The following is a 26,185-nucleotide window of genomic DNA, read 5'->3' as shown; positions in this document are numbered from 1 at the left end:
GACCCGTCGATCCCCAAGGGGCTCAGATGTGGATCGGCTTGAAGAAGGTGGCCAGCGCCGCCTCCTTGACTGCTTCCGACATCGTCGGATGGGCGTGGCAGGTCCGGCCGAGATCCTCGGAGCTGCCGCCGAATTCCATCAGCACCGCCGCCTCGTGGATCAGCTCGCCGGCACCGAAGCCGATGATGTGGACACCCAGCACGCGGTCTGTGGCGGCGTCCGCCAGCACCTTGACGAAGCCGTCGGTGACCTGCATGGCGCGCGCCCGGGCATTGGCGGTGAAGGGGAACTTGCCCGCCTTGTAGGCGATGCCCGCCTTCTTGAGTTCTTCCTCGGTCTTGCCGACCGCGGCCACTTCCGGCTGGGTGTAGACGACGCCGGGAATGACGTCATAATTGACGTGACCCGCCTGGCCGGCGAGGATCTCTGCGACCGCCACCCCTTCGTCCTCGGCCTTATGGGCCAGCATCGGGCCGACAATGACGTCGCCGATGGCATAGATGCCGGTGACATTGGTCTGGAAATGGCCGTCGGTGCGCACCCGCCCGCGTTCATCGAGGACGACGCCGGCATTCTCCAGCCCGAGACCGTCGGTGTAGGGCTTGCGGCCGGTGGCGATCAGCACGACATCGGCGCTGAGCTGCTCGGTGTCTCCGCCCTTGACCGGTTCGAAGCTGACCACCGCGCCCTTGCCGGATTTCTCGACCCCCGTCACCTTCTGCCCGAGCTTGAACGTCATGCCCTGCTTGGCGAGCATCCGCTGGAACTGCTTGGCGACCTCGCCGTCCATGCCGCCGAGGATGGTGTCGAGATACTCGACCACCGTGACCTTGGCGCCGAGCCGCGCCCAGACCGAGCCGAGCTCGAGACCGATGACGCCACCGCCGACCACCACGAGGGTTTCCGGTACCTTGTCGAGCGCCAGCGCGCCCGTCGAGGAGACGATCACCGTCTCGTCGATATCGACGGCAACGCCGGGAATGCCGGCCACATCGGAGCCGGTGGCGATGACGATGCTGGTGGCCTCCACCTCGGAAACCGTGCCGTCCTCGGCGGTCACCGATACCTTGCCCTGTCCCAGCACCTTGCCTGTGCCTAGGATGCTGTCGATCTTGTTCTTCTTGAACAGAAAGGCGACTCCGTCGACATTGGCCTTCACCACCGCATCCTTGTGGCCCATCATCCTGCCGAGATCGAGCTTCGGCTGATTGACGATGACGCCGAGGGACTCCATCGTGTGTCCTGCCTGGTGAAACACCTCGGACGCATGCAGCAGCGCCTTGGACGGTATGCAGCCGATATTCAGGCAGGTGCCGCCGAGCGTCGCGCGCTTCTCGACCACCGCCACCTTGAGACCGAGCTGCGCCGCCTTGATGGCGCAGACATATCCGCCGGGTCCCGAGCCGATTACGACAAGATCATAAGCCATTGTGTGGTCCTCTTGAGTTGTGCGGCGAAGCTAGCGTCCGCCGGTAATGTCGAGAATGGCGCCCGTCACATAGGACGCCCTGTCGGAAAGCAGGAAGAGAATGCCGTCGGCCACCTCGTCGGCCTTGCCCTCGCGGCCCATCGGCAGCGCAGCGCGCACCTCGGCGATCCGGTTCGGCTGTCCGCCGGAGGCATGGATTTCGGTGTCGGTGATTCCCGGCCGCACCGCGTTGACGCGGATGGACTCGGCGGCCACTTCCATGGCCAGTCCCTTGGTAAAGGTGTCGATGGCACCTTTCGAGGCGGCATAATCGACATACCAGCCGCCGCTGCCGAGCCGTGCCGCCGCCGAGGAGACATTGACGATGACGCCGCCCCGGCCACCATGGCGCGTCGACATGCGGCGCACCGCTTCGGCGGCGCAGAGGAACGAGCCGCTGACATTGATGCGGAACATGCGCTCGAGCCGGGCGGCGCCGATCTCGTCGACCCGGGCCAGTTCATCGACGATGCCGGCATTGTTGACCAGCGCGTCGAGCCGGCCGAACCTGGCGTCGACCGCCTCGAACATGGCGACGATGTCGTCCACCGAGCCGACATCGCCCTGCACCGCAAAGGCCTCGCCGCCCTCGGCCGCGATGGCGTCGACCACCTTGTCGGCCGCCGCGCGGTTGGAGACGTAATTGACCGCGACCCGGTAACCGGCCCTCGCGGCTCCAAGCGACACCGCAGCGCCGATGCCGCGCGATCCGCCGGTGACAAGCAGGACTTTCGCTCCGGTCATTCCTGGCATCCCTTCAGCTGAAAATCGTCCGTCGGCGGGCCTGAGGCGGTCCCGCCCCAGGCGGGCGACCGTGCCAGGGCGGCGCCGAATCCGGAAAGCCGCAACAGGTCCGCCGCCTCGGCCGCCGATCCGCCGGCAAGCGGCAGGAAAGCCTCGCCGCCCGACGCATCGACGGTCCGCATCTCGCCTTCCCAGACGGTGCAGGCCTCGATCTCCGCGCCGGTGACGTCGCCCTCCGGGCATTGGTGCATGACCATGCCCCAGGGCCGGACGGGGTCGCTGACCGTCATCACCACGCCGTCCATGCGCACGCCGCTGCCGTTGACGACGACGTGAAAGCGATGCGCCATCGGGTCGGTAGCGGCGGTGGCGCCGTCAAAGCCCAGCAGCACGCCGCTGCCGGCCTGTGCGTAGCTGGCCAGCGCCTGTGGACAGGCGCCCGCCGGAATCGTGGTTCCCGCCAGCAGGGCGGCACAGGCCGCAACGAGACGGGAGGCTGACATCGCCGGCCTCAGAGGTCGAGAACGAGGCGTTCGGGATCTTCCAGGCTTTCCTTGACCCGGACCAGGAAGGTGACGGCGTCCTTGCCGTCGACAATCCGGTGATCATAGCTGAGCGCCAGATACATCATCGGCCGGATCACCACCTGGCCGCCGATGGCGACGGGCCGGTCCTGGATCTTGTGCATGCCGAGAATGCCCGACTGCGGCGAATTGAGGATCGGCGAGGACATCAGCGAGCCGTAGACGCCGCCATTGGAGATGGTGAAGGTGCCGCCCTGCATGTCGGCCATCGACAGTTCACCGTCGCGCGCGGCGCGGCCGAGACGGCCGATGTCCTTCTCGATCTCGGCAATGCTCATCTGGTCCGCATCGCGAACCACCGGCACGACAAGGCCCTTGTCGGTGCCGACGGCGACGCCGACATGGCAGAAGTTCTTGTAGACGATGTCGGTGCCGTCGATCTCGGCATTGACCGCCGGAATCTCCTTGAGCGCATGGGTAACGGCCTTGGTGAAGAAGCCCATGAAGCCAAGCTTGACGCCGTGCTTCTTCTCGAAGATGTCCTTGTACTTCTTGCGCAGCTCCATCACCGCGCTCATGTCGACCTCGTTGTAGGTGGTGAGCATGGCAGCCGTGGTCTGGGCTTCCTTGAGGCGGCGGGCGATGGTCTGGCGCAGGCGGGTCATCTTCACCCGTTCCTCGCGCGAGGCGTCGTCGGCATTGGCGGCCGGACGGGGCGCCTTCGGCGCCTCCGCGGCGGCGGCCGGCTTGTTGAGCGCATCAATGACGTCACCCTTGAGCACCTGGCCACGCTTGCCGCTGCCCGACACCTGGTCGGCGGCGACGTTGTTCTCGGCCATCATCTTCTGGGCCGCCGGTGCGGCCGGCATGTCGGAGCTCGCCTTGGCTGCGGGCTGAGCCGGCTCGCTCTTGGCCGGAGCGGCCGCGGTGGCAGGCTCGGCGGCCTTGGCCGGGGCCTCTGCCTTGGCGGGGGCAGTGGCTGCGCCTTCGCCGGCGGTGATCTGCGCCAGCAGCGCGTTGACCTCGACGGTCTCGCCGTCCTTGGCGAGGATCTCGCTCAGCACGCCGGAGACCGGCGAGGGGACCTCGATTGAAACCTTGTCGGTTTCCAGTTCCACCAGCGGCTCATCGACCGTGACGGTGTCGCCGACCTTCTTGAGCCAGGTGCCGATGGTGGCTTCGCTGACGGATTCACCCAGTGTTGGGACGCGGACTTCAGTGGCCATGATGTGTTTCCGTTCTTTCTCAATCAGACTTGCGACATATCCGGATGCGGTGGGCGATCAGCCGCCCAGCGCATCTTCAAGGAAGGCTTCAAGCTGCGCGAGGTGACGCGACATGAGGCCGGTGGCCGTGGACGCCGAGGCCGGACGGCCGGTGTAGCGCACGCGCTGGTATTTGGCATCGATATGGGCAAGCACCCATTCGAGATAGGGATCAATGAACGACCAGGCACCCATGTTCTTGGGTTCTTCCTGGCACCACACCATCTCGGCGTTGCGGAAACGCGAGAGTTCGTTGATCAGCGCCTTGGCCGGGAACGGATAGAGCTGTTCCAGACGCAAGAGGTAGACATCGTCGATGCCGCGCTTTTCGCGCTCTTCGTAAAGGTCGAAATAGACCTTGCCCGAGCACATGACGACACGGCGGATCTTGCCATCCTTCTGCAGCTTGATCGGCTCGTTCTTGAGCACTTCGGCATCATCCCACAACAGACGGTGGAAGGAGGTGTCACCCGACAGTTCGGCCAGCGTCGAGACCGCACGCTTGTGGCGCAGCAAGGACTTCGGGGTCATCATGATCAGCGGCTTGCGGAAGTCGCGCTTCATCTGCCGGCGCAGGATGTGGAAGTAGTTTGCCGGCGTGGTGCAGTTGGCAACCTGCATGTTGTCTTCGGCGCACATCTGCAGGAAGCGCTCGAGCCGGGCGGAGGAGTGCTCCGGGCCCTGGCCTTCATAGCCGTGCGGCAGCAGGCAGACGAGGCCCGACATGCGCAGCCACTTGCGTTCGCCCGAGGAGATGAACTGGTCGAACAGCACCTGGGCACCATTGGCGAAATCGCCGAACTGGGCTTCCCAGAGCGTCAATGCGTTTGGCCGGGCAAGCGAATAGCCGTACTCGAAACCGAGAACGGCCTCTTCCGAAAGCATCGAGTTGATGACTTCGTAACGGGCCTGGTTGGGCGCAAGATTTGCGAGCGGGATGTAGCGGTCCTCGGTGTCCTGATCGTAGAGCACCGAATGGCGCTGCGAGAAGGTACCGCGCTCGACGTCCTGACCGGAGAGGCGGATCTTGCTGCCTTCCATGACAAGCGAGCCGAAGGCAAGCGCCTCGCCCATGGCCCAGTCGATGCCTTCACCGGTCTCGACCATCTTGGCGCGGTTGTCCATGAAGCGGCGGATCGTGCGGTGGGCGTTGAAGCCCTCCGGAATTTCCGACAGCTTCTTGCCCAGTTCGCGGAGCGCCTTGATCGGCATGCCGGTCTTGCCGCGCCGCTGCTCATCCTGGTTGTCGGCGGTGCGAAGGCCGGACCACACGCCATCGAGCCAGTCGGCTTTGTTGGGCTTGTAGCTCTGGCCAATGTCGAATTCGGTTTCCAGATTGGCGCGCCAGTCCGCCTTCATCTTCTCGAATTCGCCCTCCGAGATCACGCCCTCTTCGATCAGCCGGCGCGAATACAGCGTCACCACCGTCTCGTGGCTGCGGATCTTGTGATACATCTTCGGCTGCGTGAAGGAAGGTTCGTCGCCTTCATTATGGCCGTAGCGGCGGTAGCAGAACATGTCCACGACCACCGGCTTGTGGAACGTCATGCGGAATTCGGTGGCGATCTTGGCGGCATAGACGACGGCTTCCGGGTCGTCGCCATTGACGTGGAAGATCGGCGCTTCGATCATCTTGGCCACATCCGACGGATAGGGCGAGGAGCGCGAGAAGGCCGGATTGGTGGTGAACCCGATCTGGTTGTTGATGATGAAATGCACGGTGCCGCCGACGCGGTGGCCGCGCAGGCCGGAGAGGCCGAGGATTTCAGCCACCACACCCTGGCCGGCAAAGGCCGCATCGCCATGCAGCAGCAGCGGCATCACCTTGACGCGCTCGCGCAGCGGGATGATGTCGCCATCCCATTCCTTGGCCAGCAGGTCCTGCTTGGCCCGCGCCTTGCCCATCACCACCGGATTGACGATTTCGAGATGCGACGGGTTGGCCGTCAGCGACAGGTGCACCTTGTTGTTGTCGAACTCGCGGTCGGAGGATGCGCCCAGATGGTACTTGACGTCGCCCGATCCCTCGACCTCTTCAGGTGTGTAGGAGCCGCCCTTGAATTCGTGGAACACGGCGCGGTGCGGCTTGCCCATAACCTGGGTGAGCACGTTGAGGCGGCCGCGGTGGGCCATGCCGAAGACGATCTCCTTGAGGCCCATATTGCCGCCGCGCTTGATGATCTGCTCCAGCGCCGGGATCAGCGATTCGGCGCCATCAAGGCCGAAGCGCTTGGTGCCCTTGTACTTGACGTCGATGAACTGCTCGAAGCCTTCGGATTCGATCAGCTTCTGCAGGATCGCCTTCTTGCCCATGTCGGTGAATTCGACGCCCTTGTCCGGGCCTTCGATGCGTTCCTGGATCCAGGACTTTTCTTCCGGATTGGAGATGTGCATGAACTCGACACCGAGCGTCGAGCAATAGGTGCGCTGGAGAATGTCGAGCATCTCGCGCAGCGTCGCGTATTCGAGGCCGAGCACGTTGTCGATATAGATCTTGCGGTCGTAATCAGCCTCGGTGAAGCCGTAGGCCGATGGCGACAATTCGTTGTAGTCGTCGACCGGCTGCGCCAGGCCGAGCGGATCGAGCTTGGCGTGCAAATGGCCGCGCATGCGGAAGGCGCGGATCATCATCAGCGCGCGCACGGAGTCGCGGGTCGCCTGCATAACGTCGGTGCCGTCGACAGCCTTGCCTTCGGCCTTGGCCTTGCCGTTGAGCTTGTCGGTGACGATCTTTTCGACCGTGCCCCAGTTGCCGTCGAGCGCCGAAACCAGCTCGCCATTGGCCGCAATCGGCCAGTTGCCCTGCTTCCAGGAAGCGCCGGCGGCCGACTTGCGGACCTGCTCGGGATCATCCTTCAGCTCGGCGAAGAAACTCTGCCATTCCGCCGGCACCGAGGACGGGTTGTCCTGGAAGCGGGCGTACATGTCTTCGATATAGGCGGCATTGCCGCCGTAGAGGAACGAGGTCTGCGCGAAAATGTCGTTCGCGTCATCGGTGCGTGCCATCTGCTCCACCTTTGTCGGGGTCCGAGCCCCGCTCCCTTGATGCCCGAAGCCGGATGCCGCGGGCCGTGTTGAGTGTTGCCGCCCCTGGTGGACGGCCTGACCGGCGCGGACGGGCCGCGCCGGCTGATGCGTCTTAGCCCTTGAGCAGTTCGACCAGGGTCTTGCCCAGTCGCGCCGGCGAAGGCGAAACCCGGATACCGGCCGATTCCATGGCGTCGATCTTGTCTTCCGCGCCGCCCTTGCCGCCGGAAATCACCGCACCGGCGTGACCCATGGTGCGTCCCGGAGGGGCGGTGCGGCCGGCGATGAAGCCAACCATCGGCTTGGCGCGGCCACGCTTGGCCTCGTCCTTGATGAACTGGGCGGCGTCTTCTTCCGCCGAGCCGCCAATCTCGCCGATCATGATGATCGACTTGGTGGCGTCGTCCGCGAGGAACATTTCCAGCATGTCGATGAACTCGGTGCCCTTGACCGGATCGCCGCCGATGCCGACGGCCGTGGTCTGGCCGAGGCCTTCATTGGTGGTCTGGAACACGGCTTCATAGGTGAGCGTCCCGGAGCGCGACAGCACGCCGACCGAACCCTTCTTGAAGATGGAGCCCGGCATGATGCCGATCTTGCATTCGTCCGGTGTCATGACGCCGGGGCAGTTGGGGCCGATCAGCCGCGAGCTCGAGGCATCGAGACGCGCCTTGACCTTGATCATGTCCTGCACCGGGATGCCCTCGGTGATGCAGACGATGAGGCCGATCTCGGCATCGATCGCCTCGATGATGGCGGCCGCGGCACCTGCCGGCGGCACGTAGATCACCGATGCGGTGGCGCCGGTGGCGTCACGGCCTTCGGCGACGGTCGAAAAGATCGGCAGGCTTTCGCCCTTCGAGCCGGTCCAGGTCTCTCCACCCTTCTTGGGGTGAATGCCGCCGACCATCTTGGTGTTGTGGTAGGCCAGCGCCTGCTCGGTGTGGAATGTCCCGGTCTTGCCGGTCAGACCCTGCACCAGGATCCTGGTGTCTTTGTTGATCAGAATGGACATGACCTCAGTTTCCCTTCACGGCGGCAACGATCTTCTGGGCGGCGTCATCAAGGTCGTCGGCCGAAATCACGTTCAGGCCGCTTTCGTTGATGATCTTCTTGCCCAGTTCGACATTGGTGCCCTCGAGGCGGACGACGAGCGGAACCTCGAGGCCCACTTCCTTGACCGCGGCGATGACGCCCTCGGCAATCACATCGCACTTCATGATGCCGCCGAAGATGTTGACCAGGATGCCTTTCACGGCCGGATCGGCGGTGATGATCTTGAACGCGGCGGTGACCTTCTCCTTGGTGGCGCCGCCACCGACATCGAGAAAGTTCGCAGGCTCTGCGCCATAGAGCTTGATGATGTCCATCGTCGCCATAGCAAGGCCCGCGCCATTGACCATGCAGCCGATATTGCCGTCGAGCGCCACATAGGCGAGGTCATATTTCGATGCCTCGATTTCCTTGGCGTCCTCCTCGGTGGTGTCGCGCAGCTCCATAACGTCGGGGTGACGGAACAATGCGTTTCCATCAAACGACATCTTGGCGTCGAGCACGCGGAGCCGGCCGCTGGTCATGACGATCAGCGGATTGACCTCGAGCAGCGCCATGTCCTTTTCAACAAAGGCCTTGTAGAGCAGCGGAAACAGCTTGGCGCCGTCGCTGGCGGCCTCACCGCTGAGCTTCAAAGCATCGCAGATCGCCTTGACATCGGCGTCGGTGACGCCGGCGGTCGGGTCGATCGCCACGGTGATGATCTTTTCCGGCGTGTCATGGGCAACTGTCTCGATGTCCATGCCGCCTTCGGTGGAGACCACGAAGGCCACCTGGCCGACGGTGCGGTCGACGAGCAGCGAAAGATAGAGTTCGCGGTCGATGTCGGCGCCATCCTCGATATAGAGGCGGTTGACCTGCTTGCCGACGGGGCCGGTCTGCTTGGTCACGAGCGTGTTGCCAAGCATCTCCTTGACGTTGGCGACAACCTCGTCGATCGACTTGGCCAGCCGCACACCGCCCTTGGCGTCGGGGCCGAGCTCGGTGAACTTGCCCTTGCCACGGCCACCTGCGTGGATCTGGCTCTTGACCACGTAAAGCGGGCCGGGAAGCTGCTTGGCAGCGGCTTCGGCCTCGGCGGCGGAAAAGATCGCCACCCCTTCGGCCACCGGCGCGCCGTAACCCTTGAGCAGGGCCTTGGCCTGATATTCATGAATGTTCATGGGACTTCCTTTGAGAAGGCTCGCACCTACTTCAGGTTAGGAGCGATGTTGATGCAGGCTTCGCAGAGGCCGGCAACGGCGCCGACCGACGCGTCGAACGCCTTCTGTTCGCTCTTGTTGAGCTCGATTTCGATGATCCGCTCGACGCCGCCGGCGCCGATCACGCAGGGAACGCCGACATACATGTCCTTGACGCCGTACTGGCCGGACAGGAAGGCCGCGCATGGAAGCACGCGCTTCTTGTCCTTGAGATAGGATTCAGCCATCAGGATGGCCGAGGATGCAGGTGCGTAATAGGCCGAACCGGTCTTGAGCAGGCCGACGATCTCGGCGCCGCCGTCGCGGGTGCGCTGGATGATCTGCTCAAGCTTTTCCTTGGTGGTCCAGCCCATCTTGACCAGATCCGGCAGCGGAATGCCTGCAACCGTCGAGTAGCGGGCCAGCGGGACCATCGAGTCGCCGTGGCCGCCGAGCACGAAGGATGTGACATCCTCGACCGAAACGTTGAATTCCTCGGCGAGGAAGTGGGTGAAGCGGGCCGAATCAAGCACGCCGGCCATGCCGACGACCTTGCCGGCGGGCAGGCCGGAGAATTTCTGCAGCGCCCAGACCATGGCGTCGAGAGGGTTGGTGATGCAGATGACAAAGGCATCGGGGGCATATTTCTTGATGCCGGCGCCAACCTGTTCCATCACCTTGAGGTTGATACCGAGCAGGTCGTCACGGCTCATGCCCGGCTTGCGGGCAACACCGGCGGTGACAATGCAGACATCCGCACCTTCGATGCCGGCATAGTCGTTGACGCCGGTCATGCGGGCGTCGAAGCCTTCGACAGACGACGACTGTGCGATGTCGAGACCCTTGCCTTGGGGCATGCCCTCGGCGATGTCGAAGAGGACGATGTCGCCGAGTTCCTTCAATCCGGCAAGATGGGCAAGCGTGCCGCCGATCATTCCCGAGCCAATCAATGCAATTTTGTTGCGTGCCATTACAGTGTCTCCGCCTTCATTGAACTGCCGGGTTGGATCGATCCGAACGCCCGATTTCGGCAAACGCAATAGACCCATCGGCCGCATCAGGCAACCCCAACTTTCGGCATGAGCATTTTCAATCGTTTAGGTCATCAAATTCTTACGTAAACGTCAATTGACTATGGTGAGGCCACACCGGTTTCCGCGTCCGCGGCGCGGCTGGCGGCGAGATACTCCGCCGTTTGCATCTCGGCCAGCCGCGAGGCGGTGCGGGCGAATTCGAAGCCTTCGGTCTGGCCATCGTTGCGATAGATGTCCGCCGGCGGCGTTTCAGCCGAGACGAAGAGCCGGTTCTTGCGATCATAGAGCACGTCGACGAGCGCGATGAAGCGCTTGGCGGCATTGCGGCGGCTTCGGTCGAGTTCTGGCACGCGGTCGACGAAGATTGTGTGATAGCGCGACGAGATCGCCATATAATCTCCCGCGCCAAGCGGCGTGTCGCAAAGATCGGCAAAACTGAAGCGTGCCGCGCCGCCGCCCGCGCGCTTCACCGGGACCTTCCTGCCCTTGACCGTCACAGTGTCGGCGGCGACGCTCTTGCCGGCCGTTGCCTCGCTCCAGGCGCGGTCGAGCACATGGTTGTCCTCTCCGGGCTCCAGGACATGGTAGACCGGCATCAGGCGGGTCTTCTCCAGCCGGTAATCGGTGCGAGAGTCGAGATCAAGCACGTCGACATTGGCCTCGAGCAACTTGATAAAGGGCTTGAAAAGGTCGCGGTTGAGGCCGTCGCGATACAGGTTGTCCGGCATCACATTGGAGGTCGCCACCAGCACGCAGCCGCGCTCGAACAACTGTTCGAACAGCCGCGACAGCAGCATCGCATCGGCGATGTCGGTGACGGAGAATTCGTCGAAGCACAGCACCCAGGCCTCGGCGAACAGGGCTGCCGCCACCGGCGGCACCGGGTCGGCCTCGCGGGTCTCGCCACGCGCCAGCTTCTGGCGATGGGCGTGGATGCGGTCATGCACGTCGGCCATGAAATCGTTGAAATGCGCCCGCCGCTTGCGCCGGGCGGGCACCTTCTGGAAGAACATGTCCATCAGCATGGTCTTGCCGCGGCCGACAGCGCCGTGGATGTAGAGGCCGCGCGGGGCTGATTTCGAAGTGCGACGGCTGGCAAACAGCCAGCCGAGCGCGCTCGACTTGCTCGCCAGGCGCCGGTTGGAGACCTCGGCCAGGACGATGTCGAGCTTGCGCGCCAGCTGGATCTGCGCCGGGTCGGATTCGATCAACCCGGCCGAGACCTGCATCCTGTAGGTCGCCAGCACGGTGGCGAGGTCGGTGTGTGGCATTTATCGCGCCGTGCGGGTGATGACGGTCAACGCGACAGCGAAATCGGCTGTCCAGCGGAGGTCGAACCGTCGTAACGTTCATTGGCCGTCTGATAGAGGCCGGCGACCTTGTTGCCGGAGCTGTCGGAGAGGATGACCTGCTTGCCCTGGACATCCCAGGCGGATACGGAGGCCGCATCGCCGACACAGCCGCGGGAGGCGGCGCGATAACCGCCCGTCCACTTGGTCAGGGCCAGGAACACATCGCAGCGGCCGCCGCCGGAATCCACCGACCAGCGGCCGATCAGCGATTCCTTCGTCACCGCCGGGGCGTTGGCGGCCGCCATCTCGGTGTTGGCAGGCGCGGTTGCCGTTTCGGGTGCCTGCGGAAATTCTGTCGCGGCACCGCTGGCGGGCGGCAGCTGGTTGCTTTCGACGCCTCCGATGGGTGCGGGCATCAACGGTGCGGGTTGCTGAGGGCGGGTATCCATCGAGCCGTAGGTGGTCCGCTGGCAACCGCCGAGAACCGCCGTCGACAGGATCGTCACAGCCAGCATCGTTTTCATTCGCATACATATACTCCCTCGACTGCGGCGGAGATGACCACCACGCTCAGTCCCTTCAATCCGCATAAAATGTCCATAACATGGAAAATGCAAGGCAAACCCGACGAATCTGTAGCCGGGCACGCCAATTGAAGGCGCGCCGTTGCAGCGGCGCCGCCTTCGTCGGCCAAATTCGGCCGCCATCGGCCCGAGCGCCGTGCCCCGACCGCCAATTCGGGGTCGCGCAACCCCGGCGATCTGATTCGCGTCCGCTACTTTGTGAGCCCGTAATCGGCCTGTTCACCCCACAGCCTGCCCACGACACCGTCGCGCCCGCAGGCCCTGCGGTAGTAGGTGTAGCGGATCGGATTTTTGTCGTGATAGTCCTGGTGGTAGTCCTCGGCAGGCCAGAATTCCGGCGCCGGGATGATCTCGGTGGCGATCTTCGTGCCCAGCTGGGCTGCGGCATCGGCGGCAGCGGTCGCGGCCTCGTCGGCCTGCGCGGCGTCGAGCGTGTAGACGGCGGTCGTATAGGAAGGGCCGCGGTCGCAGAACTGGCCGCCGGCATCGGTGGGGTCGACCGTGCGGAAGAAGGTCTTGAGCAGTTCGGCGTAGCTGACCACCGACGGGTCGTAGCTGATCTCGACCGCCTCGCGATGGCCGCCCGCCACGTGGTTCTCGTAGGTCGGATTGTCGGTGGTGCCGCCGATATAGCCGGACACGGTGGAGGTGACGCCCTTGACCTTGTCGAAATCGGATTCGACGCACCAGAAGCAGCCGCCGGCGAAGATGGCGGTGCCGGTTTCGGCTGAGCGCGCGGGGCCTGCGGCCATCGAGACGGCGGCCACGGCGCCTATCAGTAACATGCGGAACATTGTGATCTCCTTGTCTGCCATGACCGTATCGCGGCGCGGCGGCAAGACAACTCACACTTCCGCAAATTGCCGTGATCCGGATAAGAGCGGCGATCCGGGGCCGGGGGCGATGTCTTGGCGGGAGGAGGCCCGGCCGGCGTTGCAGCCCCCGTCGGCTACGCCGACTCCTCCCCCTTTGTGTGGAGGAAAGGCACCGCGCCGGGCTGCGGGTCGGGAAGAGCGGGTTCGGGGCGGGCCGCATTCTTCAAGAGGAGGCAAGCGACGCCGCAGCCGGCGCGCCTACTACACCCGGCGTTCGACCATCATCTTCTTGATCTCGGCGATTGCCTTGGCCGGATTGAGGCCCTTGGGGCAGGTCTGGGCGCAGTTCATGATGGTGTGGCAGCGGTAGAGCCGGAACGGGTCCTCGAGATTGTCAAGCCGCTCGCCAGTGGCCTCGTCCCTCGAGTCGATGAGCCAGCGATAGGCCTGCAGCAGCACGGCGGGGCCGAGATAGCGGTCGCCGTTCCACCAGTAGCTCGGGCAGGACGCCGAGCAGCAGGCGCACAGGATGCACTCGTAGAGCCCGTCGAGCTTGGCGCGGTCGTCGTGGCTCTGGCGCCATTCCTTGGCGGGCTCCGGCGACACGGTCTTGAGCCAGGGCTCGATGGAGCGGTGCTGGGCGTAGAAATTGGTCAGGTCCGGCACCAGGTCCTTGACCACCGGCAGGTGCGGCAGCGGGTAGATCTTGACCGCGCCGTCGATCTCGTCGAGGCCCTTGGTGCAGGCGAGCGTGTTGGTGCCGTCGATGTTCATGGCGCAGGAGCCGCAGATGCCCTCGCGGCAGGAGCGTCTGAGCGTCAGCGTGGCGTCGATCTTGTTCTTGATCCACAGCAGGCCGTCGAGCACCATCGGGCCGCAATCATCGACATCGATGTGGAAGGTGTCGATGCGCGGATTGGCGCCGTCGTCGGGCGACCAGCGATAGACCCGGAACTCGCGGGTGTTGGTCGCACCTTCGGGCTTCGGCCAGGTCTTGCCGGCCGTGATCTGGGAGTTCTTGGGGAGTGTCAGTTCAACCATTTGGCCGGATCCTCAATCAGTACACCCGCGCCTTGGGCGCGATCTTGGCGATGTCGATGCCGTCTGCGATCAGCTCGGTGTGCACCGGGCGGTAGTCGAGCCGCACCTCACCGGCGTCATTGACCCAGGACAGCGTGTGCTTGCGCCAGTTGACGTCGTCGCGGGCCTGGAAGTCCTCGCGCGCATGCGCCCCGCGGCTTTCCTTGCGCGCCTCGGCGCCGGTCACGGTGACCATGGCGTTGGCCATCAGGTTTTCCAGTTCCAGCGTTTCCATCAGGTCGGAATTCCAGATCATCGAGCGGTCGGTGACCTTGACGTCGGCCATCTCGGCCCAGATGTCGGTCATGCGGCGGACGCCAGATTCAAGTGATTCCTGGGTGCGGAAGACGGCGGCGTCCTCCTGCATGGTGCGCTGCATCTTCTCTCGCAGCACCGCCGTCGGCGTGCCGCCGTCGGCAAAGCGCAGCCTGTCGAAGCGGGCCATGATCTTCTCGCAGGCCTTCTCGTTGACCGGCGGGATCGAGGCGGCGCGGTCGATGACTTCGCCGGCGCGGATGGCGGCGGCGCGGCCGAAGACGACCAGGTCGATGAGCGAATTGGAGCCCAGACGGTTGGCGCCGTGCACTGAGGCGCAGCCGGCTTCGCCGACGGCCATCAGGCCGGGTGTAACCCGGTCAGGCTCGTCGGTGGTCGGGTTGAGCACCTCGCCCCAGAAATTGGTCGGCACGCCGCCCATGTTGTAGTGGACGGTCGGCAGCACCGGGATCGGCTCGCGTGTGAGATCGACGCCGGCGAAGATCTTGGCGCTCTCGGAAATGCCCGGAAGCCGCTCGGCCAGCACGGCCGGATCGAGATGGTCGAGATGCAGGAAGATGTGGTCCTTGTCCTTGCCGACGCCGCGGCCCTCGCGGATTTCCATGGTCATGCAGCGCGAGACGACGTCGCGCGAGGCCAGGTCCTTGGCGGAAGGGGCATAGCGCTCCATGAAGCGCTCGCCCTCGGAATTGACCAGATAACCGCCTTCGCCGCGGGCGCCCTCGGTGATCAGGCAGCCGGCGCCATAGATGCCGGTGGGGTGGAACTGGACGAACTCCATGTCCTGCAGCGGCAGGCCGGCGCGCGCGATCATGCCGCCGCCGTCGCCGGTGCAGGTGTGCGCCGAGGTGGCGGAGAAATAGGCGCGGCCGTAGCCGCCGGTGGCCAGCACCACCATCTTGGCGGAGAAGCGGTGGATGGTGCCGTCATCGAGGTTCCAGGCCAGCACGCCGGTGCAGCGGCCGTCGTCCTCCATGATCAGGTCGACGCCGAAATACTCGATGAAGAATTCGGCATTGTGCTTGAGCGACTGGCCGTAGAGCGTGTGCAGGATGGCGTGGCCGGTGCGGTCGGCGGCGGCACAGGTGCGCTGCACCGGAGGGCCTTCGCCGTAGTTCTGCATGTGGCCGCCGAAGGGGCGCTGATAGATCTTGCCATCCTCGGTGCGCGAGAACGGCACGCCGTAATGCTCGAGCTCGTAGACGGCCTTGGGCGCTTCCATGACCAGATACTGCATGGCATCGACATCGCCGAGCCAGTCGGAACCCTTGACGGTGTCGTAGAGATGCCACTGCCAGGAATCGGGCGTCATGTTGGTCAGCGACGCGGCGATGCCGCCCTGGGCGGCAACCGTGTGCGAGCGGGTCGGAAACACCTTGGTGACGCAGGCGGTCTTGAAGCCCTGCTCGGCCATGCCGAGTGTGGCGCGCAGGCCTGCGCCGCCGGCGCCGACGACGACGACGTCATAGGAATGGTCGACGATGGTGTAGTCGCGGCCGTTGACGGTGCGGGTGGAATTGGGTGCCATGGGCAGTCAGCCTCCAAAGCCGAGTTTGAGAACGGCAAAGAGCGCAACGGCGCCGACCGCGATCGTGAAGAAGGTGTTGAGCATCAGGACGACAATCTTGGCGCCCTCGCCGTGGACGTAATCCTCGAGCACGATCTGCATGCCGAGCCGCATGTGGAAGAGGCCAGAGACCAGCATCAGCCCGAAGACGACCGCGACGAAGGGATTGGCGAGAGCCGCGACCACTTCGGCGTGGGTGGCGTCGCTGTAGCGGACGAGAAAGATGACGAAGAACAGCATCAGCGGTATGTTGGCCACCGCGGTCAGGCGCTGGCGCCAGAAATGGTCGGTGCCTTCATGGGCGGAGCCGAGGCCGCGGACGCGGCTGAGGGGGGTGCGCATGCTCATCAGTGTCTCCTAGGACCGCAACGCGAAGCCGGCGATCCAGATCAGGATCGTCAGCGTCACCGAGCCCGCGATGGTGGCCCAGCCGAATTTGCGCGACTCATACTTGCCGAGGCCGCGGCCGGTGTCCCAGACCAGATGGCGCAGTCCGCCGAGCATGTGATGCATCAGCGCCCAGGTGTAGCCCAGCAGCACGAGGCGGCCGATGAGCGAGCCGAACAGGGCGTTGACCCGCTCGAAGCTCTCCGGCCCGGAGGCTGCGGCGATCAGCCATGCGGCGACCAGCAAGGTTCCTGCATAGAGCGCCACGCCGGTGATTCGGTGAACAATCGACATCACATAGGTGATGGTCGGGCGCCAGACGGTCAAATGCGGGGATAGCGGGCGGTTTCGACTCACATTGGTCATAGGGACCTCGTCCTGATTTCACGGACCGGAACCGAATTCGGCGCACGGCGTGGGGTGGTTTTAGTGCGTTATATGCACCGCGTCAAAGCGGAGTTTGCTGCAATGCGGTGGTCTTTGGTCGAAGCGCCGAGCGGCGGGAGGGCGCCTCCGTCCCCGAGGCGCGCCGCGAGACTTTCTCAATCGCGGGACATGAAGCGCATTTCCCAGCTCGAGAAGTCCGCCTTGGTGGCAATCCGCTCGTAGAGCTTGCGACCGTCGTCGGGCTGGCGCGGGGCGTTGAACACCAGCCGCGACCAGGATCGCGCGTCGCTCTCCTCGGCCAGCACGTCGATCATCGCCTGGGCAATGCCGAGGCTGCGGTGGTTGTGGCTGACATAGAGATGGTCAACCTGCCCCAGCCGCATGCCGGTGAGCGGATCGGGCAGGTCGTAGAAGATGACGAAACCCACCAGCTCGGCGCCGATCCGGGCACCGAAGATCTGCGCGGTGCGATCCTGCAGGAGGGTTTCGGCGTAGAACTGGTCGGGACGGCGCGGCGCGCCGCGCTTGAGCGACTGCACGTAGGCTGCCAGGAGCGGTGCCAGATGATGGGCGTCGGCGAGCCGGAGCGCCGCGATGTCGATGTCAAGCTGGGGGTCCGTGATCATGGCGCCATTGTCGGAGAAAGCCCGCCCACGTCAAGCCTGACGGACGTCTTATTCAGAATTGCCGCAAGCAGGATCGGCCGGAATCGGGCGGCGGGGAACCGGGCGGCACAAATCTCGTTCTTAAGGTTAAGATGAGGTTTGCGGTGGCAAGCCGTGACTTGTCGGCCCGGATCATGCAGGATTCCGGCAAACAGCAGCAACCGAAGGAGCGCTCCGATGCGCCCAATTCCGATGTGCCGAACACTGATGGCCGCGCTGGCGGCCGGCTCCCTGATGATCGCCGCTCCCGGCGCCGTGGCGGACGAGCTGCCCGTCTCCGGCGTCGTCAAGCATCAAGGATGGCATTCGAGCTGGCGCGACGACGGGCACAGCGGCAACCGCCATCACCGCTGGGACCGGCGCCACAAGGGCCGGTACGGCCATCGCGGTTTCAAGGGCCAGCCCCTCTACGGCAACGGTCCGCTGCCAGACCGCGTGCCGGGCCTGGGGACATTTTCGGGTGATCTCGATGCCGAGCGCGACCGCGGCAACGGCATCTATTTCTCGCTTTCCGGGCGCGACGCCGAGCCGGGCATCATTCCCGCCCCGGCAGCCGGCAAGGGACCGAAGATCATCAGGGTCAAGCCGAAAGGCCAGGGCACTCACTGCCACGACGCCGGCTCGGTGTGCGTCATCCGACCCTGAATCCGGCGGATGAGAATCGAAACGGGCGCCCCTTCGGGCGCCCGTTTTGCCACTTGCATAATTAGCGCGGGAAGAGCGTTACTGCCATTCGCGGATGTCGACGAAGTGGCCGGCGATCGCGGCGGCCGCGGCCATGGTCGGCGAGACCAGATGGGTACGGCCCTTGAAGCCCTGGCGGCCCTCGAAATTGCGGTTCGACGTCGACGCGCAGCGCTCGCCGGGCTTGAGCCGGTCGTCGTTCATGGCCAGGCACATGGAGCAGCCCGGCTCGCGCCAGTCGAAGCCCGCCGCCTTGAAGATCACGTCGAGGCCCTCCGCCTCGGCCTGCGCCTTGACCAGGCCGGAGCCGGGCACGATCATCGCGTCCACGCTCGGATAGACGCTCTTGCCCTCGACGACGGCCGCTGCGGCGCGCAGGTCCTCGATGCGGCCGTTGGTGCAGGAGCCGATGAAGACCCGGTCGATGGCGATGTCGGTGATCCTGGTGCCGGGCTTGAGACCCATGTAATCGAGCGCCCGCCACTTCGAGGTGCGCTTGGATTCATCGGCGATCAGGTCGGGATCGGGGACTTCGCCGGTGACCGAAATCACGTCCTCGGGCGAGGAACCCCAGGAGACGATCGGCGGCAGGCTGGCGGCATCGAGCCGGACAACCTTGTCGAAATGGGCGCCCTCGTCGGTCTTGAGCTCCTGCCACCAGGCCATGGCCTTGTCCCAGTCTTCGCCCTTCGGCGCGCGTGGGCGGCCCTTTATGTACTCGAAGGTCTTCTCGTCGGGCGCGATCAGTCCGGCGCGGGCGCCGCCTTCGATGGTCATGTTGCAGACCGTCATGCGGCCTTCCATCGACAGGGCGCGAATGGCCTCGCCGGCGAATTCAATGACATGGCCGGTGCCGCCGGCGGTGCCGATCTCGCCGATGATGGCAAGGATGATGTCCTTGGCCGACACACCGTCGGGGAGCCGGCCATCGACCTGCACAAGCATGTTCTTGGCCTTCTTCTGGATCAGCGTCTGGGTGGCGAGCACATGCTCGACCTCCGAGGTGCCGATGCCATGGGCGAGCGCGCCGAACGCCCCGTGGGTCGAGGTGTGGCTGTCGCCGCAGACAATCGTGGCGCCGGGCAGGGTGAAGCCCTGTTCCGGACCGACGATGTGGACGATGCCCTGGCGGCTGTCGTTCTCGTTGAAATACTCGACGCCGAACTCGGCGGCGTTGGTGGCCAGCGCCTCCACCTGAATGCGGCTTTCCTCGTTCTTGATCCCTTGGGCCCGGTCGGGCGAGGTGGGGACATTATGGTCAACCACGGCCAGGGTCTTCTGCGGCGCGTGCACGTTGCGGCCGGTGGTGCGCAGCCCCTCGAAGGCCTGGGGGCTGGTGACTTCATGCACCAGGTGGCGGTCGATATAGAGCAGGCAGGTGCCGTCTTCCTGCTGGGCGACGACATGGTCGTCCCAGATCTTGTCGTAAAGCGTGCGCGGTGCGGTCATGGGATCTGTCCTTGGCGGTGGTGCAAATGGAAATTCGGACCGGCAGCGGCCGGGCGTCGTCAGGCGAAAAGCGGCCGACGGGCAGCGCGGACGCCGGAAATCCAGGCAAGGAATCGACCCGGCAGACGCTTGGCGTCCTGCAGAATGATGGCCTTGCGGGCGGCTGTTCCGAACATCGTTTCCATGGCCTGCTGATACCAGCGTTTTGCCCCGTTGGCAATCTGGCCGGGCTAGTCGCGGCGCTTGAGATCCGACGGATCCTGAGGCGGCTTGAGCTGCAGCCCGGTCTCCAGCCGCCGAGCCAGCGCCAGCACCAGGGCACCGAGCAGGCAGGCCATGGCGGCAATGGCCCAGAGGCCGAGGCCGGCGCAAAGCCCGGTGGCACCCGCCAGCCACATTCCGGCGCCGGTGGTGAGACCGCTCAGCTTGCCGCCCTTGACCAGGATGGTGCCGGCGGCGAGGAAGGCGACACCGGCGGTGATGGCTTCCACGAGCCGGAGCGGGTCGGAGCGGACATGGTCGGTGTCGAACACCGGCATGGCGATGATCTCGAGGGCGACGACGGCAAAGGTGGCCGCCGCCAGGCAGACCATCATGTGGGTGCGCAGGCCGGCGGGGCGTTCGGCGAGTTCACGTTCGAAGCCGATCACCGCACCGAGGCAGGTGGCCAACAGCAGCCGCGCGGCGATCACCGCGTAGGGCAGATGGGTCGGTCGGGAGAATTCGTCGATCAGCGCTTGCATGCAGAAGGAATGCGTCACCAGGCGCACGGTTCCGCCACCGGGCAGCGGCAGCGCATGCCCCGAGCCTCGCGGGCGCGGCATCCCGCCTCACGGCGCGGCGATGCGGCAGGCAGGCGTCGTTGTGCTGCTCGTCGAACCGCAAAGTCGCTCCAAGGTCCCGGTTGGGCGCAAGGCCCCGCGAGAGGCGCATTCTCTTCGCCGGCAGTGTCTCGGCTCCTGCAATCAGGCATGCCATGATACCGAAACCGCAGCATGCTTCGGACGACAGGCTTTAGCGGGCGTTTTCCAGCTGGAACTGGAAATACTGGCGCTGGCCTTCGGGAACCCGGTTGAGATCGAAGCGCCCCTGGCGGACGTCGAGAAGGAATTTCGCCTCGGCGTTGGGATCGTTGAATTCGAACCGGGGATTCATCTGTGGCGTCAGGATCGGATCGTACAGCCGGCCGGACTGGATCGCGTCGAGCTTGCGCCCGGTGCGGTCCCGTTCGGCGGATGCGACGGACGGCAGCGCAATCAGAGCCACGAGTGCGATCAGGAGAATTCGTTGCATGGGTCGGACCTTTCGATGGCTTCCGGTGGGGAGCGACCGGCGCGCGCCGTGCGCCAGTTCCCTGTAACATGTGGGGTCGCCCGGCGCCGGCGCCAAGGGTCCTGGGGCCAGACACAGGCAAAAGACGGCGGCAGCAAGCGGCGGTCAGCCGCTCGGCCGGCCTTCGCGCAGCCTGCGCTCGAGCCGCCTCAGCCCCAGCGACAGGCTGACGGTGAGAAGCAGATAGACGTAGGCGACGACGGAATAGGTCTCGAAGAAGCGGAAGGATCCGGCAGCATAGACCTTCCCCATCTGGGTGAGATCGGCGACGCCCAGCACCGATACCAGCGAGGAATCCTTGATCATGGCGATGAAGTCATTGCCGAGTGGCGGCAGGATGGTGCGGATCGCCTGCGGCAGCACGATGAGCCGGAAGCGCGGCCAGGCCTTCAGCCCCAGAGCCTTGGCTGCCTCGACCTGGCCCTGCTCGACGGCGAGGATGCCGGCGCGGAAGACCTCGGCGATGAAGGCGGAGTAGCCGATGGTCAGCGCCGCGACCGCGCGCCACAGCAGCGGCACGCTGCGCACCTGCAGTTCACCGACCAGGCCCGCCTCGCGCAGCGGCGTCACCAGCCAGTTCCAGCCGGCAACGACGCCGGGAGCGCCGACAAAGGCAATGTAGAACAGCAGCACCAGGATCGGAATGCCGCGGATGATCTCGACATAGAAGCGGGCCGACTGGCGCAGGGCCTTCGACCCCGAAAGGCCCATCACAGCGATCAGCAGTCCCAGCAGCGTGGCCAGCGCGAAGGCCACGAGGGTGACGACGATCGTGATCCAGACGCCCTTGGCGACGATCGCGAAGATCTGCCGGTAGAGTCCGCTGGAGACGATCAGAAGCGCCACCGCCACGGCGATCGACCCGGCGGCCACCAGCCACCAGGGGAAGTCGTCAGGCTTCTTCTTCGCCGGGTTGGGCTGCGGCGCCTGCAGGCCGGGGTTCACGGGCAGGTCTTAGCCGCCGATCTTGTAGTCGAGGAACCACTTCTTGTTGAGCGCGTCCATGCTGCCGTCTGCTTTCATGGCGGCGATGGCCGCGTTGACAGGGGCCACGAGATCCGAGCCCTTGGGGAAGATAAAGCCGAAGTCGTCGGCGCCGAGCGGGCCGCCGACCAGCTTGAGGCCGCCATTGGAGGCCTCGGCATAGCCCTTGCCGGCGACGCCGTCGGTCAGCACCATGTCGACATCGCCGGTCTTCAGCGCCTGCACGGTGGCGCCGAAGGTTTCCATCAGCTTGATGCGTGGGTTCTGCTCGTTGCCGTCGAGCACGTCGTAGACGGCGACATAGAACGGCGTGGTGCCAGGCTGGGCACCGACCAGGCCGCTGTCCAGCGCGGCGAAGCTCTTGGCGTCGTCGAAGCGGTCCTCGTCGCCGCGCACCAGCATGAACATTTCCGAGCGCAGATAGGGATCGGAGAAATCCACCTTCTCCTTGCGGTCCTCCTTGATCGAGATGCCGGTCATGCCGATCTGGTACTGGCCTTCGGAGACCGCCGGAATCATCGCGTCCCAGGAGGTGTTTTCATAGGACACCTTGAAATTGAGCCGCCTGGCGATCTCGTTCATGGCGTCATATTCCCAGCCGATCGCCTCGCCGGTCCTGACGTCGATGAACTGCAGCGGCGGATAGGCGTTCTCGGTGACCACCACCACCTCCCGGCCGCCGAGATCGGGCAGGTCGGCGGCCAGTGACGGGAAGGCAAGGACTGCGGCCAAGGCCGCGAGGGCGAAGGACTTGAGAACGGTCATGGCGGCAATCTCCCTGGTCTGGAGTCTGGAAACTGTCACACCCTCGACGGGGATGACAAGGATAAATGATCGGGACGGGCGACCGACCACGGGCCCGAGGTGCGGTTGCGTCAGCCACGAAGCCGCCTAAGATGCAACCCAGGAAGGCGCGGACCGATCGAATCGGAGGGATCATGGCCCAGCACAGGATTTTCACGACCAGCGTCGCGAGCGTGTATCCGCTCTATGTCGCAAAGGCCGAGAGGAAGGGACGCAGCCGGGCGGAGGTCGATGCGATCATCCGCTGGCTGACCGGATACAGCCAGGACGGCCTGCAGACCGAACTGGACAGGAAAACCGATTTCGAGACCTTCTTCGCCGAGGCGCCGGGGATGAACCCGGCGCGGTCTCTGATCACGGGCGTCGTCTGCGGCGTGCGGGTGGAAGAGGTCGAGGAACCGACGATGCGGGAGATCCGCTATCTAGACAAGCTCGTGGACGAACTTGCCAGGGGACGGCCGATGGAGAAGATCCTCAGGGGATAGATAGCCGGGCGTTTGCGGCCTCACGGCGCGCGCAGTGGACGCAGGCCGTTCCACGCCATGGGTCGGATGCAGTGTGCTGCGACGAAGGGACCTGCACTTCGTCCGGGGATGCTTGAACGCGAAAAGGCGCCGGTTGCCCGACGCCTTCTGCAATTCAGACCCTGTGGGCCGCGCCGGTCCGGAGACCGGCGAATGTCTTATTCGCCTTCGGCGGGTGCTTCAGCAGCGGCTTCGGCTGCAGCGGCGGCATCGGCTGTTGCCTTGGCTTCTGCAGCAGCTGCGGCTTCCTGGGCTGCCTTTTCGGCGGCCAGCGCCTCGGCGGCGGCGATCTTCTCGGCCTCGATGCGGGCCTTCTCGGCCTGGAAGGCCTGACGCTCGTCGTCATTGAGCTTGCGGGCGCGGGTGCCGGTGTTCTCGACGATGCGGGCCGACTTGCCGCGGCGATCGCGCAGATAGTAGAGCTTGGCGCGGCGGACACGACCGCGGCGGACGATCTCGACGCCCTCGACCATCGGCGAGTAGACCGGGAACACGCGCTCGACGCCTTCGCCGTAGGAAATCTTGCGGACGGTGAAGCTCTCGTTGATGCCGCCGCCCGAGCGGGCGATACACACGCCTTCATAGGCCTGCACGCGGGTGCGGGTGCCTTCGGTGACGCGAACCATCACGCGGACGGTGTCGCCGGCGGAGAATTCGGGAAGCGTGCGAACGGCTGCGATCTTGGCGGCCTGTTCGGCCTCAAGCTGCGAAATGATATCCATGGGTGTGCCCTGCGGTTCTTGTTGAATGCCAGAGCGCTCTCCAAGGGTTGTCGGTCAAAGCCTTCAAGCCTGGTCCCGAGGGACCGGAGCGAATGCGTCATTCATTGATTGACGGTGTGCCGGGATTCTCCCGATCGCGGGCGGAGATACACCACGGACGCCCGTTTGTCACGTCGAATCTGCCAAAGCCGCCGCGGGGATTGCGAAGACGGGCTTCCGGTGCTCTAAGGCCGGTCCCTGCAGTCTCGCCCGGTGCGCCATGTCCATTCCCGATATCCTGCTGCTGTTCTCGGCCGGATTCCTCTCCAGCGTCGTCAATGCCATCGCCGGCGGCGGCACGTTTCTCACATTCGGGGCCATGACGCTGGCCGGCGTGCCGCCGATCATGGCCAATGCGACGTCTTCGGTGACGCAGTTTCCCGGCTATGTGACCTCGGCGCTGGCCTATCGCCGGGAAATCCGCGAGGCCGGCCGCGAGGCGTGGGTGCTTGCCGGACTGTCGTTGGTCGGCAGCCTTGCCGGTGCACTGATCCTGGTCTCGATGTCCAATCCCTCGTTCCGCTCGCTGGTGCCTTGGCTTCTGCTGGCCGCGACGCTGATTTTTGCCGCGGGCCCGTATCTGCGGCCGAAGGCCATGCATGCGGAGCAGCCCATATCGCGGCTCGGCATGGCCGGCCAGTTCCTGACCTCGATCTATGGCGGCTTCTTCGGCGCCGGCATGGGCATCATGATGCTCGCCGTGCTCGGCCTGTCGAAGGGGGGCGACTATCACAAGCTCAACGCGCTGAAGAACTTCATCGCCGTCATCATCGCGTCGGTGGCGATCGTGGTGTTCTCGAGCGGCGGCGTCGTCGCCTGGCTGCCGGCGGTGATCATGATCCCGGCCGGCGCGCTGGGCGGGCATTTCGGGGTCTGGGCCGCCCGCCGCGTGCCGCAGACGGTGATCCGGGCCGTGGTGGTCGGCGTCGGCCTTCTGCTGACCTGGTACTATTTCTCGACCTGATCGCGCGCGAGCAGATCCGGTCGTCGCTCGCGGGTGAGCCGCAGCGATTGCGCGTGCCGCCATTTCTCGATGGCGGCGTGGTTTCCCGATGTCAGCACATCCGGAATGGCGCGGCCCTCGAAGTCCTGCGGCCTGGTGTAGTGCGGATGCTCGAGCAGGCCGGTCTCGAAGCTCTCGTGGGTGCCCGACTCTGAGTTGCCCATGACGCCCGGCAGCGTGCGGATGATGGCATCGAGCAGCACCAGCGCGGCCGGCTCGCCGCCCGAGAGCACATAATCGCCGATCGAGACCTCCTCGAGATCCCGCGCCTCGATCACCCGCTCATCAACGCCCTCGAAGCGGCCGCAGACGATGACGACGCCGCTGCCCGCGGCCAGTTCGCGCACCCGGGACTGGGTCAGCGGGCGCCCGCGCGGACTCATCAGCAGCCGGGGCCTTGGATCGGAGGCAGGGGACGCCGCATCGATGGCGGCGGCGAGGATGTCGGCCCTGAGCACCATGCCAGCGCCGCCGCCGGCGGGGGTGTCATCGACGGAACGGTGGCGGTCGTGCGCCGCATCGCGAATCTGGAAGGTCTCGACAACCACATCGCCGCGCTCGATGGCCCGGCCGGACATGGACTGGCCGAGATGGCCCGGAAACATCTCCGGATAGAGCGTCAGCACCGTGGCGCGAAAGGTCATCGGGACGGGCCGGTCGGCTCGCCGTCCTCGTCGGCGGCGGAAGAGCCGTCATCGATGAGGCCCGCCGCCTGCGGATCGACCAGGATGCGGCCTCCGGCGACGTCGACCAGCGTCACCGCCGTGCGGGTGAAGGGAATGACCACGGAGCGCTGTCCGGGAAGCCTGAGTTCGAGCAGGTCGCCACCGCCAAAGTCGAGCACCGCCGTGACGATGCCCCAGGATTTGCCCTCGTCGTCGAACGCCTCGAGGCCCTCGAGATCGGCGTGGAAATATTCGTCCTCCTCGAGGTCCTCGTCATCGAGGCTTGCCCGTTCGATGAACAGCTCGGTGCCCTTGAGCGCCTCGGCGGCGGTGCGGTCGTTGATGCCGCGGAAGCGGACGACGACGACGGTCTTGGCCTCGCGGATGTCGAGGATCTCGAAGCGGCGGCCATCGGCGGCAAAAAGGACGTCGAATTCGCCGATCGCCAGCGGATCGGCGGTGTAGGACTTGACCCGCACCTCGCCGCGAAGGCCTTGCGCGGCGCCTACGATGCCGACGGCAACGGGTTGTTCCAAGCCTGTCATGACCAATGTCCTTGTCGGTTTGCGCCAGAATGAACGCAAACGGGCGGCCTGAACAGCCGCCCGTTTCTGTTTGTGCCAAAAGGCC

General features: G+C 65.2%; 27 protein-coding genes. 3 read left to right on the top strand and 24 right to left on the bottom strand.

Features of this window, described 5'->3' with window-relative positions:
* Positions 1-22: 22 nt before the first annotated feature.
* From lpdA to DFR52_RS19705, 16 genes are all read right to left on the bottom strand, one after another.
* On the bottom strand, positions 23-1,429 hold the full coding sequence (lpdA, locus tag DFR52_RS19780) for a dihydrolipoyl dehydrogenase (protein ID WP_110033741.1): 1,407 nt from the start codon (positions 1,427-1,429) through the stop codon (positions 23-25).
* Between the two features lie 30 nt (positions 1,430-1,459).
* Positions 1,460-2,212, bottom strand: coding sequence for an SDR family oxidoreductase (locus tag DFR52_RS19775; RefSeq protein ID WP_110033740.1), 753 nt, complete (start codon positions 2,210-2,212; stop codon positions 1,460-1,462).
* Positions 2,209-2,715, bottom strand: a complete 507-nt coding sequence (locus DFR52_RS19770; RefSeq protein WP_110033739.1) for a hypothetical protein — start codon at positions 2,713-2,715, stop codon at positions 2,209-2,211. Before DFR52_RS19770 ends, DFR52_RS19775 begins: the two co-directional genes overlap by 4 nt.
* 8 nt (positions 2,716-2,723) lie before the next feature.
* Positions 2,724-3,962 (bottom strand): 2-oxoglutarate dehydrogenase complex dihydrolipoyllysine-residue succinyltransferase, encoded by a 1,239-nt coding sequence (odhB, locus tag DFR52_RS19765; RefSeq protein ID WP_110033738.1) that lies wholly within the window; start codon positions 3,960-3,962, stop codon positions 2,724-2,726.
* Positions 3,963-4,019: 57 nt separating this feature from the next.
* Positions 4,020-7,007 (bottom strand): 2-oxoglutarate dehydrogenase E1 component, encoded by a 2,988-nt coding sequence (locus DFR52_RS19760; protein ID WP_110033737.1) that lies wholly within the window; start codon positions 7,005-7,007, stop codon positions 4,020-4,022.
* Between the two features lie 133 nt (positions 7,008-7,140).
* Positions 7,141-8,043, bottom strand: coding sequence for a succinate--CoA ligase subunit alpha (gene sucD, locus DFR52_RS19755; RefSeq protein ID WP_110033736.1), 903 nt, complete (start codon positions 8,041-8,043; stop codon positions 7,141-7,143).
* 4 nt (positions 8,044-8,047) lie between these two features.
* Positions 8,048-9,244, bottom strand: coding sequence for an ADP-forming succinate--CoA ligase subunit beta (gene sucC / locus DFR52_RS19750; protein ID WP_110033735.1), 1,197 nt, complete (start codon positions 9,242-9,244; stop codon positions 8,048-8,050).
* Positions 9,245-9,270: 26 nt separating this feature from the next.
* Positions 9,271-10,233, bottom strand: a complete 963-nt coding sequence (gene mdh, locus DFR52_RS19745) for a malate dehydrogenase (protein WP_110033734.1) — start codon at positions 10,231-10,233, stop codon at positions 9,271-9,273.
* Between the two features lie 161 nt (positions 10,234-10,394).
* A complete protein-coding gene (zapE, locus tag DFR52_RS19740) occupies positions 10,395-11,567 on the bottom strand; it encodes a cell division protein ZapE (protein ID WP_110033733.1) in 1,173 nt (390 codons plus the stop codon).
* A 26-nt stretch (positions 11,568-11,593) separates the two neighbouring features.
* A complete protein-coding gene (locus DFR52_RS19735; protein WP_245415417.1) occupies positions 11,594-12,103 on the bottom strand; it encodes a protease inhibitor Inh/omp19 family protein in 510 nt (169 codons plus the stop codon).
* 260 nt (positions 12,104-12,363) lie between these two features.
* Complete coding sequence (gene msrA / locus DFR52_RS19730; RefSeq protein ID WP_110033792.1) at positions 12,364-12,957, bottom strand: peptide-methionine (S)-S-oxide reductase MsrA; 594 nt, start codon at positions 12,955-12,957, stop codon at positions 12,364-12,366.
* Positions 12,958-13,248: 291 nt separating this feature from the next.
* Entirely contained in the window at positions 13,249-14,028 is a 780-nt protein-coding gene (locus tag DFR52_RS19725) for a succinate dehydrogenase iron-sulfur subunit (protein ID WP_110033731.1), read from the bottom strand.
* A 16-nt stretch (positions 14,029-14,044) separates the two neighbouring features.
* Positions 14,045-15,871 (bottom strand): succinate dehydrogenase flavoprotein subunit, encoded by a 1,827-nt coding sequence (sdhA, locus tag DFR52_RS19720; RefSeq protein ID WP_110033730.1) that lies wholly within the window; start codon positions 15,869-15,871, stop codon positions 14,045-14,047.
* A gap of 6 nt (positions 15,872-15,877) precedes the next feature.
* Positions 15,878-16,258, bottom strand: a complete 381-nt coding sequence (sdhD, locus tag DFR52_RS19715; protein WP_110033729.1) for a succinate dehydrogenase, hydrophobic membrane anchor protein — start codon at positions 16,256-16,258, stop codon at positions 15,878-15,880.
* A gap of 9 nt (positions 16,259-16,267) precedes the next feature.
* Complete coding sequence (sdhC, locus tag DFR52_RS19710) at positions 16,268-16,663, bottom strand: succinate dehydrogenase, cytochrome b556 subunit (RefSeq protein ID WP_110033728.1); 396 nt, start codon at positions 16,661-16,663, stop codon at positions 16,268-16,270.
* 176 nt (positions 16,664-16,839) lie between these two features.
* Entirely contained in the window at positions 16,840-17,310 is a 471-nt protein-coding gene (locus DFR52_RS19705) for a GNAT family N-acetyltransferase (RefSeq protein ID WP_110033727.1), read from the bottom strand.
* A gap of 216 nt (positions 17,311-17,526) precedes the next feature.
* On the opposite strand from DFR52_RS19705, the gene DFR52_RS19700 reads away from it, so the two are divergent.
* Positions 17,527-17,994 carry a hypothetical protein gene (locus DFR52_RS19700; RefSeq protein WP_146215634.1) on the top strand — a complete coding sequence of 156 codons (468 nt, stop codon included), beginning with the start codon at positions 17,527-17,529 and terminating at the stop codon, positions 17,992-17,994.
* A 78-nt stretch (positions 17,995-18,072) separates the two neighbouring features.
* Here the strand turns inward: DFR52_RS19700 and leuC are convergent, their stop codons facing one another.
* From leuC to DFR52_RS19675, 5 genes are all read right to left on the bottom strand, one after another.
* Positions 18,073-19,482 (bottom strand): 3-isopropylmalate dehydratase large subunit, encoded by a 1,410-nt coding sequence (gene leuC, locus DFR52_RS19695; protein WP_110033725.1) that lies wholly within the window; start codon positions 19,480-19,482, stop codon positions 18,073-18,075.
* Between the two features lie 230 nt (positions 19,483-19,712).
* The gene (locus tag DFR52_RS19690) at positions 19,713-20,306 is read right to left on the bottom strand and encodes an MgtC/SapB family protein (protein ID WP_425351226.1); all 594 of its coding nucleotides are present in this window, start codon (positions 20,304-20,306) and stop codon (positions 19,713-19,715) included.
* Positions 20,307-20,496: 190 nt separating this feature from the next.
* On the bottom strand, positions 20,497-20,775 hold the full coding sequence (locus tag DFR52_RS19685) for a hypothetical protein (RefSeq protein ID WP_110033724.1): 279 nt from the start codon (positions 20,773-20,775) through the stop codon (positions 20,497-20,499).
* 144 nt (positions 20,776-20,919) lie between these two features.
* Complete coding sequence (locus DFR52_RS19680; RefSeq protein ID WP_245415407.1) at positions 20,920-21,759, bottom strand: amino acid ABC transporter permease; 840 nt, start codon at positions 21,757-21,759, stop codon at positions 20,920-20,922.
* 9 nt (positions 21,760-21,768) lie between these two features.
* A complete protein-coding gene (locus DFR52_RS19675) occupies positions 21,769-22,563 on the bottom strand; it encodes a transporter substrate-binding domain-containing protein (protein ID WP_110033723.1) in 795 nt (264 codons plus the stop codon).
* A 173-nt stretch (positions 22,564-22,736) separates the two neighbouring features.
* Here DFR52_RS19675 and DFR52_RS19670 point away from each other — a divergent pair, with 173 nt between their 5' ends.
* Positions 22,737-23,087, top strand: a complete 351-nt coding sequence (locus DFR52_RS19670) for a DUF2200 domain-containing protein (RefSeq protein ID WP_110033722.1) — start codon at positions 22,737-22,739, stop codon at positions 23,085-23,087.
* A gap of 197 nt (positions 23,088-23,284) precedes the next feature.
* On the opposite strand, the gene rplS is transcribed toward DFR52_RS19670, so the two are convergent.
* A complete protein-coding gene (gene rplS / locus DFR52_RS19665; protein ID WP_110033721.1) occupies positions 23,285-23,848 on the bottom strand; it encodes a 50S ribosomal protein L19 in 564 nt (187 codons plus the stop codon).
* A 259-nt stretch (positions 23,849-24,107) separates the two neighbouring features.
* On the opposite strand from rplS, the gene DFR52_RS19660 reads away from it, so the two are divergent.
* Positions 24,108-24,851 (top strand): sulfite exporter TauE/SafE family protein, encoded by a 744-nt coding sequence (locus tag DFR52_RS19660; protein ID WP_110033720.1) that lies wholly within the window; start codon positions 24,108-24,110, stop codon positions 24,849-24,851.
* Here the strand turns inward: DFR52_RS19660 and trmD are convergent.
* Positions 24,836-25,534: a tRNA (guanosine(37)-N1)-methyltransferase TrmD gene (gene trmD, locus DFR52_RS19655; protein WP_110033719.1), complete on the bottom strand. Its 699-nt coding sequence runs from the start codon at positions 25,532-25,534 to the stop codon at positions 24,836-24,838. The two genes, DFR52_RS19660 and trmD, sit on opposite strands and share 16 nt — an antisense overlap.
* Positions 25,531-26,100, bottom strand: coding sequence for a ribosome maturation factor RimM (rimM, locus tag DFR52_RS19650; protein WP_110033718.1), 570 nt, complete (start codon positions 26,098-26,100; stop codon positions 25,531-25,533). The genes trmD and rimM overlap by 4 nt, the downstream gene beginning before the upstream one ends.
* Positions 26,101-26,185 lie beyond the last annotated feature (85 nt).

The organism is Hoeflea marina (genome assembly GCF_003182275.1).
In the GTDB taxonomy this organism is placed as follows: Bacteria; Pseudomonadota; Alphaproteobacteria; order Rhizobiales; family Rhizobiaceae; genus Hoeflea; species Hoeflea marina.
Note: the sequence above shows the minus strand (reverse complement) of the source record. Positions and strands in the feature narration are given on the sequence as shown.